Here is a 16,416-nt window from a genome sequence, read left to right as displayed (position 1 = left end):
ATCACTCCTTGTGGGAGAGGGCGCGGACGGTGCGGGACGGGCTGGGTCGGCCCAGTCGCTCGGCCATCCACACGCTCGTGGCGATGAGACGGTCGAGATCGACTCCGGTGTCGATGCCGAGGCCCGTCAGCATCCACACGAGGTCTTCGGTGGCGAGGTTGCCGGTGGCGCTCTTCGCGAACGGGCAGCCGCCGAGGCCCCCGGCGGACGCGTCCACGGTCGTGACGCCGTGCTGGAGCGCGGCCAGGGTGTTGGCGAGGGCCTGGCCGTACGTGTCGTGGAAGTGCACGCCGACGGCGGCCGTGCGGACGCCCTGTTCGTTGAGGGCGGTGAGGAGTTCGCGTACGTGCCCGGGGGTCGCCACGCCGATCGTGTCGCCGAGGCTCAGCTCGTCGCAGCCCATGTCGAGCAGGGCGCGGCAGACGCGGACGACCTGCACGACCGGGACCGGGCCCTCCCAGGGGTCGCCGAAGCACATGGAGAGGTAGCCGCGGACATGCGCGTCCTGCCCCTTGGCCCGCCGGACGACCGGCTCGAACATCGCGAGCGCCTCGTCCACGGTCCGGTTGAGGTTGGCCTTCGCGAAGGACTCCGTGGCGCTGGCGAACACCGCGATACGGGTCGCGCCGAGGGCCAGGGCGCGGTCCAGGCCCCGTTCGTTCGGTACGAGGACGGGCAGGGCCGTTCCGGCGAGGTCGGTGAGGTCCCGTACGAGGGGGAACAGCTCCTCGGCGTCGGCCAGTTGGGGCACCCACTTGGGGTGCACGAAACTGGTCGCCTCGATGGTGGTGAGGCCCGCGTCGGCCAGCCGGCGTACGAACTCCGCCTTGGTCTCGGTCGGGACCGTCGCCTTCTCGTTCTGCAGCCCGTCCCGGGCGCCGACCTCGTGGATGCGGACGCGGGTGGGGAGGCCGTCGGCGGGGACGGGCATGGGGAGCCCGAGTTCCGGGGTCGTCATGACGTGGTCTCCTCCGCGTCGGTTCCTTCGGTTCCTTCGGCGGCTTCGTGGGGCGCGATCACGGCCAGGACCTGGTCCATGGCGACGGTCGTGCCCGGGGTGACGTCCAGCTCGGTCACGGTCCCGGCGTGTGGGGCGGAGATGACGTGCTCCATCTTCATTGCCTCCACCACCAACAGGCTCTGCCCGGCGGCCACTTCGTCCCCCACGGCCACCTTCACGACGGTGACGGTGCCGGGCATGGGAGCGGTGAGGGAGTCGGCGCCGGCGTGTGCGGCGCCGGTGAGGGTGGCGGCGACGGGGTCGTGGTCGCGGACGTCCCAGGCGTCGCCGTCGCGGCCGAGCCAGGTGCCGGTGTGGTGGAAGGTGTGAGTGAGGCCGTCGAGGTGGAGGGTGACGGTGGGGGGTTCTCCCTCCCCAAACCCACCCCTTCCCGAAGCTGGGGGCAGGCCCCCAGACCCCCATGTGACTTCCCAGTCGTGCAGCGAGCCGCGCACGCGGACGGTCACGGGTTCGTGGCCCGGTACTCGCAAGTGGTGCACGGTCCAAGCGGGCTCCCCACCGAGCCGCCACCCACTCGGCACGGAGAACGGATCAACCCAGCCCGCCCCCTCCAGCCCGTCCGGCGTTTGAGGACGAGGCCGTTCAGGCCGATGAGCGGGGGCCTGGGGGCGCAGCCCCCAGTTTCGGGAAGGGGCGGGGCTGGGGAAGAGATCCGCCTGTCGCAGCAACCCCGCAGCCACGTACACCTCACCCGGAACCTCCCCCGAGACCAGCCCCTCCACCTCCCGCTCCACCAGCCCCGTGTCCAACTCCCCGGCCACCACGGCAGGGTGACCCAGCAACCTCCGGAGGAACCCGGCGTTCGTCTGCACCCCCAGCGTGACCGTCTCCGCCAACGCCCCCCGAAGCCTGCGCAGCGCCGTCGCGCGATCGGGCCCGTACGCGATGACCTTCGACAGCATCGGGTCGTACAGCGACCCGACCTCCGTGCCCTCGCTCAGCCCGGAGTCCGTACGGACGCCGTCGCCCTGGGGCTCGCGCAGCCGCAACACCGTCCCGCCGGAGGGAAGGAACCCCCGCGCCGGATCCTCGGCACAGATACGGGCCTCGACCGCATGCCCGGTGAGGGTGACGTCGTCCTGCTCGAAAGCGAGCCGCTCGCCCGCCGCCACCCGCAACTGCCACTCCACCAGGTCGATCCCGGTGATCATCTCGGTCACCGGATGCTCGACCTGGAGCCGCGTGTTCATCTCCATGAAGAAGTAGGAGGACGGATCACTCCCCGGCACGATGAACTCGACCGTGCCCGCGCCCGAGTACCCGCAGGAGCGAGCCGCCTGGACCGCGGCCTCACCCATCGCGGCCCGCGTCCCGGCGTCGAGCAGCACGCTCGGCGCCTCCTCGATGATCTTCTGGTGGCGGCGCTGGAGGGAGCACTCGCGCTCGCCCAGATGCACCACGTTCCCGTGGCCGTCCGCCAGGACCTGGATCTCGATGTGCCGGGGACGGTCGATCCACCGCTCGACGAGCAGCGTGTCGTCGCCGAAGGAGGCACGGGCCTCACGCCGGGCGGCGGCGATCTCGTCGGCCAGCGCGGACACGTCCCGCACCAGCCGCATCCCCTTGCCGCCCCCGCCCGCGCTGGGCTTCAGCAGCACCGGCATCCCGATCTCCCGTGCGGAGTCGGCCAGTTGGGCATCGGTCAGCCCGCTGCCCGACGAACCCGGCACCACCGGAACCCCGGCCGCCCGCACCGTCTCCTTGGCGCGGATCTTGTCGCCCATCAACGCGATCGCCTCCGCGGGCGGCCCGATGAAGACGAGCCCCGCATCGGCGCACGCGCGCGCGAAGTCGGCGTTCTCGGCGAGGAACCCGTACCCCGGGTGCACCGCCTGCGCCCCGGTCCGGGCCGCCGCCGACAGGAGCCGCTCCGCCGACAGATAGCTCTCGGCGGCCGGCGCCGGACCGATCCGTACCGCCGTGTCGGCCTCGCGTACGTGCCGGGCGTCGGTGTCCGCGTCGGAGAAGACGGCCACCGAGCGCACGCCCAGGGAACGCAGCGTGCGGATGACCCGGACGGCGATCTCGCCCCGGTTGGCCACAAGCACTGTGTCGAACATCGTCGCCCGTCCCGTCACGTCCATCCCCTCACGTCCATCCCCTCACATCCGGAAGACGCCGTACCCGGGCTCACCCAGGGGCGCGTTCGCGCAAGCCGTCAGAGCCAGCCCCAGCACCTGCCGGGTCTCCATCGGGTCGATCACACCGTCGTCCCAGAGCCGGGCCGTCGCGTAGTAGGCGTTGCCCTGGTGCTCGTACTGCGCCCGGATCGGGTCCTTGAATGCCTCTTCCTCCCCGGCCGGCCAGGACTCGCCGCGCCCCTCCAACTGGTCGCGCTTGACGGTCGCGAGGACGGAGGCGGCCTGCTCGCCGCCCATCACGGAGATCTTGGCGTTCGGCCACATCCACAGGAAGCGCGGTGAGTACGCCCGGCCGCACATCGAGTAGTTGCCCGCGCCGTACGAACCGCCGACCACCACCGTCAGCTTCGGCACGCGCGTACAGGCCACCGCCGTCACCATCTTGGCGCCGTGCTTGGCGATGCCCCCGGCCTCGTACTGCCGCCCCACCATGAACCCCGAGATGTTCTGCAGGAACACCAGCGGGATGCCGCGCTGGTCGCACAGCTCGATGAAGTGGGCGCCCTTCTGGGCGGACTCGGAGAACAGGATGCCGTTGTTCGCGACGATCCCGACCGGATGGCCGTGGATCCGGGCGAAGCCGGTGACGAGGGTCTGCCCGAACTCCGCCTTGAACTCCGCGAAACGCGAGCCGTCGGCCACGCGTGCGATGACCTCGCGTACGTCATAGGGGGTGCGGGAATCCACCGGTACGGCGCCGTAGAGCCCGGCCGGGTCCACCTTCGGCTCGATCCCCTGCGCGACGGACCAGGGCAGCGGTCCGCGCCCGGGAAGCGTGGCGGCGATGTTCCGTACGATCCGCAGCGCGTGCGCGTCGTCCTCCGCGAGGTGGTCCGTGACGCCGGAGACCCGGGAGTGGACCTCGCCGCCGCCCAGTTCCTCGGCCGTGACGACCTCTCCGGTCGCGGCCTTCACCAGGGGCGGGCCGCCCAGGAAGATCGTGCCCTGGTTCCGCACGATCACGGCTTCGTCGCTCATCGCCGGGACGTACGCCCCGCCGGCCGTGCAGGAGCCGAGGACGGCGGCGATCTGCGGGATGCCCGCGCCCGACATCCGCGCCTGGTTGTAGAAGATCCGCCCGAAGTGCTCGCGGTCGGGGAAGACCTCGTCCTGCATGGGCAGGAAGGCGCCCCCCGAGTCCACCAGGTAGATGCAGGGGAGGCGGTTCTCGAGCGCCACCTCCTGCGCCCGCAGGTGCTTCTTCACCGTCATCGGGTAGTACGTGCCGCCCTTGACCGTCGCGTCGTTGGCGACCACCACGCACTCGCGGCCGCTCACCCGTCCGATCCCGGCGATGACGCCCGCCGCCGGGGCCTGTCCCTCGTACATCCCGTCGGCCGCCAGCGGGGCCAGTTCCAGGAAGGGTGAGCCGGGGTCGAGGAGCGTGTCCACGCGGTCGCGCGGCAGCAGCTTGCCGCGGGCGGTGTGCCGGGCGCGGGCCCGCTCGCCGCCGCCGAGCCGGGCCGCGGCCAGCTTCTGCCGCAGTTCGTCGACGAGCGCGCGGTGTGCCGCCTCGTTGGCCCGCCAGGCCGCCGACGCGGGGTCCCCCGCGCTGGTCAGCTCCGGTGCCTCGTGCATCCTGCGGCCCCCTCATCCTGTTAATGAGCGTTAACGCGTTTCCTTCAGGTTAACGAGCGCTAACCTCCCTGTCTAGAATTGCTCCCATGGCCACGAGAACCGACGCCCCCACCCGCCGCGAGCAGATCCTCAAGGAGGCCGCCCGGCTGTTCGCCGAGCGCGGCTTCCACGGGGTCGGGGTCGATGAGATAGGGGCGGCGGTCGGCATCAGCGGCCCCGGCCTGTACCGGCACTTCGCGGGCAAGGACGCGATGCTCGCCGAGCTGCTGGTGGGGATCAGCGGACAGCTGCTGACCGGGGGCAAGCGCCGGGTGGCGGAGACCGACGGGAACCCCGGGACGGTCCTCGACTCGCTCATCGAGGGCCACATCGACTTCGCGCTCGACGACCGCCCGCTGATCACCCTGCACGACCGGGAGCTGGACCGTCTGAGGGACAGCGATCGCAAGCTCGTACGGCAGCTCCAGCGTCAGTACGTCGAGCTGTGGGTGGAGGTCGTGCGCGAGGTCTTCCCGGACCTCGCGGAGCCGGCCGCGCGGGCCGCCGTGCACGCGGTCTTCGGGCTCCTCAACTCCACGCCGCACATCAGCCGCCCGGCCACCCTGCCCGGCCGCACCGCCACCGCCGCGCTGCTGCACCGGATGGCGCGGGGCGCGTTCGAGGCGGCGGGAGCGGCCGCCGGGGCGTGACGAGCGTCTCGGGGTGGCCGGGGTGGTTGCTCTGGACGACGATTGCAACCGACGGGTAACGTAAACCCTGAGCAAGCGCTTAGCCATCGGACCGCAAGCATGAATTGAGGAACCCCGACGGCGAGCAACCAGGTACGCGAGAGCGGCGCCGGTTTAGGCGCAAGAAGGGGTGGCGGCGGTGCGCCGTACGGTGTTCAACGAGGACCACGAGGCGTTCCGGGAGACTCTCCGGGCGTTCATAGAGGCCGAGGTCGTGCCGGTCTACGACGAGTGGTTCGCCGCCGGCCAGGCGCCGCGCGACTTCTACTACAAGCTCGGTGAGCTGGGTGTCTTCGGCATCCGCGTGGACGAGGAGTACGGCGGCGCGGGCATCGACTCGTACAAGTTCGAAGCCGTCATGTACGAGGAGACGGCCCGCGCGGGTGTCTCCTTCGGCGGCTCCGGCGTGCACGTGCTGCTCGGGCTGCCGTACGTGAAGATGCTCGCCACCGACGAGCAGAAGAAGAAGTGGCTGCCGAAGTTCGTCTCCGGTGAGGAGATGTGGGCCCTCGCGATGACGGAGCCGGGCACCGGCTCCGACCTCGCGGGCATGAAGACCACCGCGAAGCTCTCCGAGGACGGCACGCACTACGTGCTCAACGGCGCCAAGACGTTCATCACCGGCGGCGTGCACGCCGACCGCGTGATCGTCTGCGCCCGCACCTCGGCCCCGCGCGAGGACGACCGCCGCTTCGGTATCTCGCTGTTCGCCGTCGACACCAAGTCCGAGGGCTACTCGGTGGGCCGCAAGCTCGACAAGCTCGGCCTGAAGGTCTCCGACACCGCCGAACTGGCGTTCGTCGACGTGAAGGTGCCCGTCGAGGACCTGCTGGGCGAGGAGAACAAGGGCTTCGGCTACCTCGGCAAGAACCTGGCCTCCGAGCGCTGGGGCATCGCCTTCGGCGCGTACGCGCAGGCCGCGGCGGCCGTCCGGTTCGCCAAGGAGTACGTGCTGGAGCGCACCGTCTTCGGCAAGTCGGTCGCCTCCTTCCAGAACACCAAGTTCGAGCTGGCCGCCTGCCAGGCCGAGGTGGACGCCGCGCAGGCCGTCGCCGACCGCACCCTGGAGGCCCTCGACGCGGGCGAGCTGTCGCCGGCCGAGGCCGCGAGCGCCAAGCTGTTCTGCACCGAGGTCGCGCACCGCGTCATCGACCGCTGCCTCCAGCTGCACGGCGGCTACGGCTTCATGAACGAGTACCCGATCGCCCGCCTGTACGCCGACAACCGTGTCAACCGCATCTACGGCGGCACCAGCGAGATCATGAAGTCGATCATCGCGAAGGACATGGGTCTGTAAGGCCCGGGAAATCAGTTCACGGTACAACCGACACATGAGCCAGGCACTTGAAGGCCTCCTCGATCTGCTCGACCTGGAGCGGATCGAGGAGGACATCTTCCGCGGCCAGTCCCGCTTCGCCGTCGTTCCGCGCGTCTTCGGCGGACAGGTCGCGGCGCAGGCACTGGTCGCCGCGGGACGTACGGTCCCCGAGGACCGCCTCGCGCACTCCCTGCACGCGTACTTCCTGCGCGCCGGGGACCCGGGCGCGCCGATCGTCTACACCGTCGACCGCATCCGCGACGGCCGGTCCTTCGCGACCCGCCGGGTGGTCGCCGTCCAGCACGGCAAGCCAATTTTCCATCTCTCCGCGTCCTTCCAGACGTACGAGGAGGGCCTGGAGCACCAGGCCGACATGCCGGCCGCACCCGACCCGGAGACGCTGCCGACCGCGGCGGAGATGCTGCCGCGGTACGTGGAGCTGTACCGCGACCAGGGCGTCGCCCAGCGGGTGCTGGAGTCGCGCGCGGCCGTCGACCTCCGCTATGTCGACGCGCCGCCCTTCGCCAGCGTCGGCGAGCCGCGCGAACCCCGCTCCCAGGTGTGGTTCCGCACCAACGGCAAGCTCGCGGACGACCCTCTCCTGCATGTCTGCCTCGCCACGTACGTCTCCGACATGACGCTCCTGGACTCCGTGCTGCTCGCCCACGGGCGCGGCGGCTGGGTCACCGGAGACGTCGTCGGCGCCTCGCTGGACCACGCGATGTGGTTCCACCGGCCGTTCCGCGCCGACGAATGGCTGCTGTACGACCAGGAGTCGCCGTCCGCGTCCGGCGGGCGGGGCCTCGGCCAGGCCCGTATCTACACGCAGGACGGCCGGCTGGCGATCACGGTGATCCAGGAGGGCGTCGTACGGATTCCCCGGTGACGTGCCGGGGCCCGGGCGCCCGGGCCCCGGGTCACTCCGTGTGCGTGAGGCCCGCCGCGTCCAGCAGGTACGCCGTCATCGGGTCGTAGAACCGGGGGCTCGTGACGTGGTCGTCCATGGGGATGGTCACCTGGACGGTGCCCTCGGACTCGGCGAGGAAGAGGGCCGGGTCGTTGCAGTCCGCGTACCCCATGGAGTCGATGCCCAGCTGGCCGGCGCAGCCCGCCCAGCCGTGGTCGGCGACGACCAGGTCGGGCAGCGGGCGGCCCTCGCCCTCCAGGGCCTTCAGGATCGCCCGCATCGGCTCACCGGAGTGCGTGTGCCACAGCGTGGCGCCGTGCTCCAGGACCGCGACGTCCGCGAACTGGAACACGTACCCCTCGTCCGTGCTCAGCCCGTCCGGGATCACCACGATCTCGCAGCCCGCGCCGCGCAGCGCGGCGGCCGTCGCGCGGTGCACGTCCAGCAGGCCGCCCGGGTGGCCCGTCGCGAACAGCACCCGCTGCTTGCCGGCCGCCGCCTTGCGCAGCCGGCCCGCCATGCGCTCCAGCGCGTCGGCCGTCAGCTCCGGGTCGATGGTGTCCTGGCCGAACCGGTACTCCGGGTCGTCGTTCACACCGCACCGCTCGGCCATGACGGCCAGTACGTCCTGCTCGTCGGTCCAGCGGTCGCCGAGCTCGAGACCGAGCCAGTAGTTGCGGTCGCCGTTCGCCAGCTTCCGGTAGTGGGAGAGGTTGTTCTCACGAGGAGTGGCCACGTCGCCCGCGATACGCGTCCGTACGAGGTGGTCAACGAGGTCGGCGCGGCTGGGGGTCCCGGGTATCGGCATGCCCCCCATTCTGCCGGTGCGCTCCGCTGGGTGGCGCCGGTGTATCGAACCGTGGGATATGGGTCACTCGGGGTTTGGGGCGGGGTTTGTCGGGTGCGGGTGGGTGGGGGCTGGGCGCGCCCACGCGGCGGAGCCGCAAATGTCACGCCCCGCGCCCCTGAAAGACGGGCTGCGCCCTGTCTTTCAGCTCAGCCCGCGCCGCTCAGCTCAGCGTGCGCCGCTCAGCTCAGCCCGCGCCGCTCAGCTCAGTCCGCGCCGCTCAGCTCAGGCCCGCGCGGTTCACGTGTGGCGTAGTGCGAACCACAGCTCCATGCGTACGTCGGGGTCGTCCAGGTTTGTGTTCAGGAGGGTTGCGCAGCGGGTGATGCGCTGGCGGACCGTGTTGCGGTGGACGGAGAGGGCGACTGCGGTGCGGTCCCAACTGCCGTGCAGGGAGAGCCAGGTGCGCAGGGTCTCGGTGAGGGCGGGGTTGGTGGCGAGGGGCGCGAGGACCGTACGGGCGTGGGCGGCGGCCTCGGCCGGCGGGACCAGGTCGGCGAGGACGGGGCGTTCGCCGTGGCGGACCAGGGACGTACGGGTGGCCCGTGCCCGGGACAGGGCGCGGGCCGCCTGGGTGTCGGCGGCCGGCCACTCGTGCGGGCCGACGGGTGCGCTGGCGCCGCACGTCCAGCCGGGCTGGGCGGCGGGTTCGCGGCGGTCGGCGGGGACGAGGACGCGTACGACGTCACCGGCCACGTCGACCAGCGCCGAGCCGAGCGCCGCCCCGAGCGCGGACGCGGCGACGGCGTCCGGCGCGGGGCCGCCGGGGCCGTCCGGCCGCGCGTGGACCACCACCCACCGTTCGCCGCCCAGCAGCGGCGCCACGTCCGGCGGCGCGGCTCCCAGCAGCAGCCGTACGAGGGCCGAGGAGCGGGCGGCGCCCTCGCCGCTCTGGTGCTCGCCGGTGAGCAGGGAGAGGAGGACGGCGCCGACGGAGGCGATGGTGTGGTCGCCGGGGTCGCGGTGCTGGGCCGCCACGCCCAGCACGAAACCCTGGCCCGTGCCGAGGGCGTAGGCGGCGAGGTGCGTACCGGCGACCGTGTCGGTGGCGGAGGAAGGGGTGGCGGAGGAGGGGGTGGCCGAGGAGAGGGTGGTTGAGGAAGGGGCGGTCGGGCGTACCACCTTCGCCAGCTCGGCCAGCGCCTCGCTCACCGCTGCCCCCGCATCGGGCGCTGACCCTGCATCCGGCCGCCGCCCCGCCGTCGCCACCTCCGTGCCGTCCGGGGCGTACAGCGTGGTCCGGCCGCCCACCCGTCGCGCGAGCTGTCGCAGGACCGACGGGACCGGGTCCGGGCGGGCCGCCGCCGCGGCCAGGCTCTGCTGGGCCTCCGTGACGCGGCGCAGTTCGGTGTGGCGGGCCTGGGCCATGAGCTGCCAGACCGCCCGGGCCACGGCCGAGAAGGTCGTACGGGGCGGAACCTCCAGGAGGGGCAGGCCGTAGCGGTCGCAGGCCACGACCAGGGCGCGCGGGACCGTGTCGTGCACCGGGGCCACCCCGAAGCCGAGGGCCGCGCCGCCCGCCTCGACGATCCGGGAGACGTACGCGTCGAAGTACGTGCCGGAGCCCGCCGCGTCCGGGATGTGCACCCCGGCCGTGAGCAGCAGCTCCCCGCCGAGCAGATACGGGTACGGGTCCGCCATCTCCGACGTGTGCGCCCAGTGGATCACCGTGGCCGGATCCGCCGGGCCCGCGATCCGACGCAGGGCGAGGTCCTCCCGGGCCAGCAGAGCAGCCAGCGGCACAGGTGGTGTGGGAGGGACAGAAGGGAGGATAGGGGCGGCTGGGTCCGGCATGGTGGACGTTTCCTCCATCGGATCCGGGTTCGAGTGGATGAAACGTACACTTCAGCGCCGCTTTCCAGCCACCTAGGGTCGACCCCCGAACCACCTAAACCGTCGAGAAGGGTGGGCCCCATGGCCATCGACTACGCAGTGATCGTCGTCTATCTCGTGGGGATGCTGGCCGTGGGCTGGTGGGGCATGCGCCGCGCGCAGTCCAAGAGTGAGTTCCTGGTCGCGGGCCGGCGGCTCGGGCCGGCGATGTACTCCGGCACGATGGCCGCGATCGTCCTCGGCGGCGCGTCCACCATCGGCGGCGTCGGCCTCGGCTACCAGTACGGGCTCTCCGGCGCCTGGATGGTCTTCACCATCGGCCTCGGTCTCCTCGCACTCTCCGTCTTCTTCTCGGCCCGTATCGCCCGCCTGAAGGTCTACACCGTCTCCGAGATGCTCGACCTGCGGTACGGCGGACGGGCCGGCGTGATCTCGGGCGTCGTCATGTGGGCGTACACGCTCATGCTCGCGGTCACCTCGACCATCGCGTACGCCACGATCTTCGACGTCCTCTTCGACATGAACCGGACGGTCGCGATCGTCCTCGGCGGCTCGATCGTCGTCGCGTACTCGACGCTCGGCGGGATGTGGTCCATCACCCTCACCGACATGGTGCAGTTCGTGGTGAAGACCATCGGCGTGCTGCTGCTCCTGCTCCCCATCGCCGTCGTCAAGGCGGGCGGCTTCAGCGAGATGAAGGACTCGCTGCCCACCGGGTATTTCGACCCGCTGGGCATCGGCGGCGAGACGATCTTCACGTACGTGCTGATCTACACGTTCGGCATGCTGATCGGACAGGACATCTGGCAGCGCGTGTTCACCGCGCGCAGCGACACGACCGCCAAGTGGGGCGGCACGGTCGCGGGCACGTACTGCCTGGTGTACGCGCTCGCCGGCGCCGTCATCGGAACGGCGGCCAAGGTCCTCTACCCGAACCTCGCCAGCGCGGACGACGCCTTCGCGACCATCGTGAAGGACGAACTGCCGGTGGGCGTACGGGGGTTGGTGCTCGCGGCAGCCCTCGCGGCCGTGATGTCGACGTCGTCCGGGGCCCTCATCGCCTGTGCGACCGTCGCCAACAACGACATCTGGTCGCGGCTGCGGGGCGTCGTGCGGCGGGACGGCGGGGATCACGACGAGGTCAGGGGCAACCGGGCCTTCATCCTCATCATGGGCATCGCGGTGATCTGCACGGCGATCGCCCTCAACAACGTCGTCGAGGCCCTGACCGTCGCGTACAACCTGCTCGTCGGCGGTCTCCTGGTGCCCATCCTCGGCGGCCTGCTCTGGAAGCGCGGCACCGCCCAGGGCGCCCTCGCCGCCGTCGCGGCCGGCAGTCTCGCGGTCATCTCGCTGATGGCCGCCTACGGGATCCTCGCGAACGAACCCGTCTACTACGGGCTGCTGTCCTCGCTGGCCGCGTACCTGATCGTCTCCCTGGCCACGCCCGCGACCGACGCGGCGGTGCTGGCCGCCTGGCGCGAGCGGCTCGCCGGCCGGGGCTCCGAACCCGCGTCCGAAGCCGTGTCCACGACCGCTCCAGCACACCAGTAGAGTCGTACCCATTAGTAGTACATACGCGACGAAGCGTAGGGAAGAAGGCATAACCCCATGAGCAGCAACGAGACGCCTCGCGGCCCCGTCGACTCGTCCCGCGTCCCGCGGTACGCGGGTCCCGCGACCTTCGCCCGGCTGCCCCGGCTCGACGAGGTCGGCACCACCGACGTCGCCGTAGTCGGTGTGCCGTTCGACGCGGGCGTCTCGTACCGGCCCGGTGCCCGCTTCGGCGGGAACGCGATCCGCGAGGCGAGCCGTCTCCTGCGCCCGTACAACCCGGCGCAGGACGCGTCCCCCTTCGCCCTCGCGCAGGTCGCCGACGCCGGGGACATCGCGGCGAACCCCTTCGACATCAACGAGGCCGTGGAGACCATCGAGGGGGCCGCCGACGAACTCCTCGGCACCGGCGCGCGGCTCATGACCCTCGGCGGCGACCACACCATCGCGCTCCCTCTCCTCCGCGCGGTCGCGAGGAAACACGGACCGGTCGCGCTGCTCCACTTCGACGCCCACCTCGACACCTGGGACACGTACTTCGGCGCGGAGTACACGCATGGCACCCCGTTCCGCCGGGCCGTCGAGGAGGGGATTCTGGACACCTCCGCCCTGTCCCACGTGGGTATCCGCGGGCCCCTGTACGGCAGGCAGGACCTGACCGACGACGAGAAGCTGGGTTTCGGCATCGTCACCTCGGCCGACGTCTACCGGCGCGGCGCCGACGAGGTGGCCGACCAGCTGCGGCAGCGCATCGGCGACCGCCCGCTGTACATCTCCATCGACATCGACTGCCTCGACCCGGCCCACGCGCCCGGCACCGGCACCCCCGAGGCGGGCGGCATGACCTCGCGCGAACTCCTGGAGATCCTGCGCGGTCTGGCCTCCTGCCACCTGGTCTCCGCCGACGTCGTGGAGGTCGCCCCCGCGTACGATCACGCCGAGATCACCTCCGTCGCCGCGTCCCACACGGCGTACGAACTGACGACCATCATGTCCCGCCAGATCGCGCAGGACCGCGACCGGATCGCGCACGCTCGCAAGGAGACCGAGGCCAAGTGACCCACGACCACGACCTGGAGCTCCGCCCGACCGCCGCGCAGACGGAGGCCGCACTCAACCCTCCGCCCGGCCGCAACGGCGGAGACCTGGTCGTGGAGACCCTCGCCGGCCTCGGCGCGACCACCGTCTTCGGCCTGCCGGGCCAGCACGCGCTCGGCATGTTCGACGCGCTGCACCGCTCGGACCTGACGTACATCGGTCTGCGGGTCGAGAACAACGCCGGGTTCGCGGCGGACGCGTACGGCCGGATCACCGGCGAGGCGGCCCCGCTGCTCCTTTCGACGGGCCCGGGCGCGCTGACCTCGCTGGCCGCGCTCCAGGAGGCCGCGGCCGCGAGCGCGCCCGTCCTGGCGATCAGCAGCCAGATCCCGACGGCGGGGCTGGGCGGCGGCCGCCACGGCTATCTGCACGAACTCCCGGACCAGCAGGCCTCGTTCAGGGGCGTCGTGAAGTCCGTCCACACGGTCCGTACGCAGTCACAGATCCCGTCCGCGCTCGCCGAGGCCTGGGAGTCGGCACTCACCGCCCCGCACGGACCGGTGTGGGTGGAGATCCCGCAGGACGTACTGACCGCGGACACGATCCTGCCGGTCGTCACAGCGGCGGACGCGACCCCCCACGAGCTTCCCCCGCGCCCCGAACTGACCGCCGTGGCCGCGGACCTGCTGTCGAAGGCGGCCCGGCCGGTGATCATCGCGGGCGGCGGTGTCGTACGGGCCGACGCGGCGGGGAAGCTCCGTCAGCTCGCCGAGCGGCTGTCCGCGCCCGTCGTCACCACCTACGGCGGCAAGGGCGCCTTCCCCTGGAACCACCCGCTCTCGCTCCAGTCCTGGCTGGAGGACCGCCACACGACGGACTTCCTGGAGGACGTGGACGTCCTCCTCGTCGTCGGCTCAGGCCTGGGCGAACTCTCCTCGAACTACCACACGTTCAAGCCGCGCGGCCGGGTCATCCAGATCGAGGCGGACCTCGGCAAACTGGAGTCCAACCACCCGGCCCTCGGCATCCACGCGGACGCCCGCCTCGCCCTGTCGGCGCTGCTGGAAACAGTCCCCGTACGGGAGGACAGGGCGGACCCGACCGCGGCCGACCGCGTACGCACCGTCCTCGACCTGGTCCGTGCGCGCATCGACGCCCAGGAACTCACCCTGGAACAAGGCGTGCTGGCCGCCGTCCGTCAGGCCCTGCCCGACCGGTCGCCGAGCTTCTGGGACATGACCATCCTGTCCTACTGGGCCTGGGCCGCCTTCGACGCCCGCCGCCCGAACACCATGCACTCCGCCCAGGGCTCGGGCGGCCTCGGCTACGCCTTCCCGGCGGCCCTCGGCGCCGCGGTCGCCGACCCCACGCACCCCGTCCTGGCGGTCTCCGGCGACGGCGGCGCGCTCTACTCCATCGCCGAACTGGCCACCGCCAGGCAGCACAACCTCGACGTGACCTGGCTCATCGTCGACGACGGCGGATACGGCATCCTGCGCGAGTACATGACGGACGCCTTCGGCCGGTCCACGGCAACAGAACTGTCCCGCCCCGACTACGTGGCACTCGCCGAGTCCTTCGGCGTCCCCGGCGTACGGACGACCCCGGACTCCCTGGCCGACGACCTCGCCAAGTCCCTTGCCACGCCGGGTCCTTCGGTGGTCGTACTCCCGGCACTGCTGCGGATGTTCGCGCCGACACACCTGGGCTGACACACCTGGGCCGAACATGGCGGTGGGGCGGCACCGGGCCGCCCCACCGCATCCCGCAGCGCATCCCCGCAGGGCTCGGTCGCTCAGCGCAGGAACGCCCCGAAGCGCGCGTCCGTGTAGGGCGCCGACAGGTCCTTGCCGCCGAAGGCGAACGAGGACGTGGCGGTGAGGCCGGTCGCGGTGCCGCGCAGGACCCAGACCGCGCCGTTCAGGCTGTTCTCGTCGGTGGAACCGGCGGCCAGGTCGAGGCGGCCGTCGCCGTTGACGTCCAGGAGCGCGGTGCTCACACCGAACCGGTCGTTCGCCTCGGCGACCCCGGGGACGCCCGCGGTGTCCTGGTGGAAGGTCTGGGCTCCGGCACCCGTGACGCCGGAGGCGCTGCCGTGCACGAGGGCGATCGAGCCGGCATCGGCGACGGTGCCGATGTCCTCGCCGGGTACGCCGAGCGCGATGTCGGCGAATCCGTCACCCGTGACATCGGCGACCGAGACCGAGGCGCCGAGTTCGTCGCCCTCCTCCTCGACGCCCGGGACCCCGGCCAGGTCCTGGTCGAAGGTCTGGACACGGTCCTCGGACAGGCCGGAGGCCGAACCGAGCGCGACCTTCACCTTGCCGTCCCAGTCGTTGCCGACCACCACGTCGTCGAAGTCGTCGCCGTTCACGTCCCCGATGCCGGTGCCCGTGTCGAGCCCCGTGGCCTCCCCGGGGACCCAGCCGCGGGTGAAGCCCGTGCTGCCGCCGCCGAGCAGCAGACGGTTGCCCCAGACGCCGTCGCCCTCGTACCGCCACTGGACGATGTCGTCCTTGCCGTCGCCGTTGACGTCGCCGACCTGGCCGGAGCTGATGGGACCGCTGATCGAGTCGCCGTCCTCCTCACAGCCGCCGTTGGTGGCGCAGGAGGCGTCGTTTGCGTCGTAGCCCCACCACAGGGACTTGTCCAGGATGGGCAGGGTGGCGGCCGGCGTCCCGGCACGCGAGACCGGGCCCTTCCACACGGTGGCGGCGGCGCTCGGCGGGTCGTCGCCCGCGACGTTCTGGTCGGCGAACAGGGCGAGGTCCAGCTTGCCGTCGCCGTCGAAGTCACCGGCCTGGGGAGCCTCCCCGTACCCGGCGATGTTCGTGCCGCCGGTGAGGCCGGAGGCGGAGCCCCACAGGATGACCGAGCCCGCCTTGCCGCCCGCGATCACGAGGTCGCTGAAACCGTCGCCGTCCAGGTCGCCCTTGCTGAACGTCGACCCGAAGAACTGGCTCGCGGTGGCGGAGCCGGGAACGCCGCCGGTGGAGCGGCTGATGAGCTTCTTGTTGCCGGCGGAGAGCCCGTCGGCGGAGCCGTACGTGACGGCCACATAGCCCGCCTTGGCCTTGCTGGACACCGTGGCGTTCGGGGCGCCGACGACGAGGTCGGCGTAACCGTCACCGTTGAAGTCGTCCTGGGCGTTCGCGGATCCGGTGGCGGCCTGGGCCGAGGCTCCGGTCAGGGCCAGGGCGCCCACTCCACCGGCGAGCAGCGCGGCGGCGGCCAGGGGCGCGGTCAGCCGGGCGGTGCGGCTCCTGCGTCGTGCTCGGGACATACATAGACCTCTCGAGTCGTTCCGGTTGGGCACGCTCGGGTGCCCTGTACACGGAGTAAGACTCGGAATGAACGACACCGGTTGTACGCCCGAATGTCATCGGTTGGTAACCATGACCCCTGAACTCCCCATCCGTAACAGGGAGTTCAGGGCACGTCACCGCCGGTC

12 protein-coding genes are annotated in these 16,416 nt (G+C 71.6%); 6 read left to right on the top strand and 6 right to left on the bottom strand.

What is annotated here, in order from left to right; genetic code table 11:
* Nucleotide 1: 1 nt before the first annotated feature.
* The 3 genes from AB0I18_RS19930 to AB0I18_RS19920 are packed head-to-tail and all read right to left on the bottom strand — an operon-like array spanning nucleotide 2 to nucleotide 4,740.
* On the bottom strand, nucleotides 2-958 hold the full coding sequence (locus AB0I18_RS19930) for a hydroxymethylglutaryl-CoA lyase (RefSeq protein ID WP_363106839.1): 957 nt from the start codon (nucleotides 956-958) through the stop codon (nucleotides 2-4).
* Nucleotides 955-3,081: an acetyl/propionyl/methylcrotonyl-CoA carboxylase subunit alpha gene (locus AB0I18_RS19925; RefSeq protein ID WP_363106874.1), complete on the bottom strand. Its 2,127-nt coding sequence runs from the start codon at nucleotides 3,079-3,081 to the stop codon at nucleotides 955-957. The genes AB0I18_RS19930 and AB0I18_RS19925 overlap by 4 nt, the downstream gene beginning before the upstream one ends.
* A gap of 42 nt (nucleotides 3,082-3,123) precedes the next feature.
* Nucleotides 3,124-4,740, bottom strand: a complete 1,617-nt coding sequence (locus tag AB0I18_RS19920) for a carboxyl transferase domain-containing protein (protein ID WP_363106838.1) — start codon at nucleotides 4,738-4,740, stop codon at nucleotides 3,124-3,126.
* 86 nt (nucleotides 4,741-4,826) lie between these two features.
* Between AB0I18_RS19920 and AB0I18_RS19915 the strand changes: the two genes are divergently transcribed.
* The 3 genes from AB0I18_RS19915 (at nucleotide 4,827) to tesB (ending at nucleotide 7,672) form a co-directional block, all read left to right on the top strand.
* Nucleotides 4,827-5,429, top strand: coding sequence for a TetR/AcrR family transcriptional regulator (locus AB0I18_RS19915; protein ID WP_363106837.1), 603 nt, complete (start codon nucleotides 4,827-4,829; stop codon nucleotides 5,427-5,429).
* A gap of 178 nt (nucleotides 5,430-5,607) precedes the next feature.
* Entirely contained in the window at nucleotides 5,608-6,765 is a 1,158-nt protein-coding gene (locus AB0I18_RS19910; protein WP_363106836.1) for an acyl-CoA dehydrogenase family protein, read from the top strand.
* Nucleotides 6,766-6,799: 34 nt separating this feature from the next.
* Complete coding sequence (gene tesB, locus AB0I18_RS19905) at nucleotides 6,800-7,672, top strand: acyl-CoA thioesterase II (protein WP_363106835.1); 873 nt, start codon at nucleotides 6,800-6,802, stop codon at nucleotides 7,670-7,672.
* 31 nt (nucleotides 7,673-7,703) lie between these two features.
* Here the strand turns inward: tesB and AB0I18_RS19900 are convergent, their stop codons facing one another.
* Both AB0I18_RS19900 and AB0I18_RS19895 read right to left on the bottom strand, forming a co-directional pair.
* Nucleotides 7,704-8,501, bottom strand: a complete 798-nt coding sequence (locus tag AB0I18_RS19900; protein WP_363106834.1) for a phosphatase — start codon at nucleotides 8,499-8,501, stop codon at nucleotides 7,704-7,706.
* A gap of 279 nt (nucleotides 8,502-8,780) precedes the next feature.
* A complete protein-coding gene (locus AB0I18_RS19895) occupies nucleotides 8,781-10,352 on the bottom strand; it encodes a PucR family transcriptional regulator (protein WP_363106833.1) in 1,572 nt (523 codons plus the stop codon).
* 102 nt (nucleotides 10,353-10,454) lie between these two features.
* On the opposite strand from AB0I18_RS19895, the gene AB0I18_RS19890 reads away from it, so the two are divergent.
* Genes AB0I18_RS19890 through AB0I18_RS19880 form a run of 3 tightly spaced genes read left to right on the top strand, consistent with a single transcriptional unit; the run spans nucleotide 10,455 to nucleotide 14,677 of the window.
* The gene (locus tag AB0I18_RS19890; protein WP_363106832.1) at nucleotides 10,455-11,927 is read left to right on the top strand and encodes a sodium:solute symporter; all 1,473 of its coding nucleotides are present in this window, start codon (nucleotides 10,455-10,457) and stop codon (nucleotides 11,925-11,927) included.
* A gap of 57 nt (nucleotides 11,928-11,984) precedes the next feature.
* Nucleotides 11,985-12,986, top strand: a complete 1,002-nt coding sequence (speB, locus tag AB0I18_RS19885) for an agmatinase (protein ID WP_363106831.1) — start codon at nucleotides 11,985-11,987, stop codon at nucleotides 12,984-12,986.
* Nucleotides 12,983-14,677 (top strand): thiamine pyrophosphate-binding protein, encoded by a 1,695-nt coding sequence (locus tag AB0I18_RS19880; RefSeq protein ID WP_363106830.1) that lies wholly within the window; start codon nucleotides 12,983-12,985, stop codon nucleotides 14,675-14,677. Before speB ends, AB0I18_RS19880 begins: the two co-directional genes overlap by 4 nt.
* An 83-nt stretch (nucleotides 14,678-14,760) precedes the next feature.
* Here the strand turns inward: AB0I18_RS19880 and AB0I18_RS19875 are convergent, their stop codons facing one another.
* Nucleotides 14,761-16,248 carry an FG-GAP-like repeat-containing protein gene (locus AB0I18_RS19875; protein WP_363106829.1) on the bottom strand — a complete coding sequence of 496 codons (1,488 nt, stop codon included), beginning with the start codon at nucleotides 16,246-16,248 and terminating at the stop codon, nucleotides 14,761-14,763.
* Nucleotides 16,249-16,416 lie beyond the last annotated feature (168 nt).

The organism is Streptomyces sp. NPDC050704 (assembly GCF_040654355.1).
Classification (GTDB): Bacteria; Actinomycetota; Actinomycetes; order Streptomycetales; family Streptomycetaceae; genus Streptomyces.
The sequence above is the reverse complement of the archived record's forward strand: the minus strand, read 5'-3'. Positions and strand labels throughout refer to the sequence as shown.

Coding starts and splice junctions, on each gene's coding strand:
- speB (WP_363106831.1), top strand. CDS start 11,985: ATGAGCAGCAACGAGACGCCTCGCGGCCCCGTCGACTCGTCCCGCGTC.
- AB0I18_RS19915 (WP_363106837.1), top strand. CDS start 4,827: ATGGCCACGAGAACCGACGCCCCCACCCGCCGCGAGCAGATCCTCAAG.
- AB0I18_RS19900 (WP_363106834.1), bottom strand. CDS start 8,501: ATGCCGATACCCGGGACCCCCAGCCGCGCCGACCTCGTTGACCACCTC.
- AB0I18_RS19920 (WP_363106838.1), bottom strand. CDS start 4,740: ATGCACGAGGCACCGGAGCTGACCAGCGCGGGGGACCCCGCGTCGGCG.
- AB0I18_RS19875 (WP_363106829.1), bottom strand. CDS start 16,248: ATGTCCCGAGCACGACGCAGGAGCCGCACCGCCCGGCTGACCGCGCCC.
- AB0I18_RS19890 (WP_363106832.1), top strand. CDS start 10,455: ATGGCCATCGACTACGCAGTGATCGTCGTCTATCTCGTGGGGATGCTG.
- tesB (WP_363106835.1), top strand. CDS start 6,800: ATGAGCCAGGCACTTGAAGGCCTCCTCGATCTGCTCGACCTGGAGCGG.
- AB0I18_RS19925 (WP_363106874.1), bottom strand. CDS start 3,081: ATGTTCGACACAGTGCTTGTGGCCAACCGGGGCGAGATCGCCGTCCGG.
- AB0I18_RS19930 (WP_363106839.1), bottom strand. CDS start 958: ATGACGACCCCGGAACTCGGGCTCCCCATGCCCGTCCCCGCCGACGGC.
- AB0I18_RS19895 (WP_363106833.1), bottom strand. CDS start 10,352: ATGGAGGAAACGTCCACCATGCCGGACCCAGCCGCCCCTATCCTCCCT.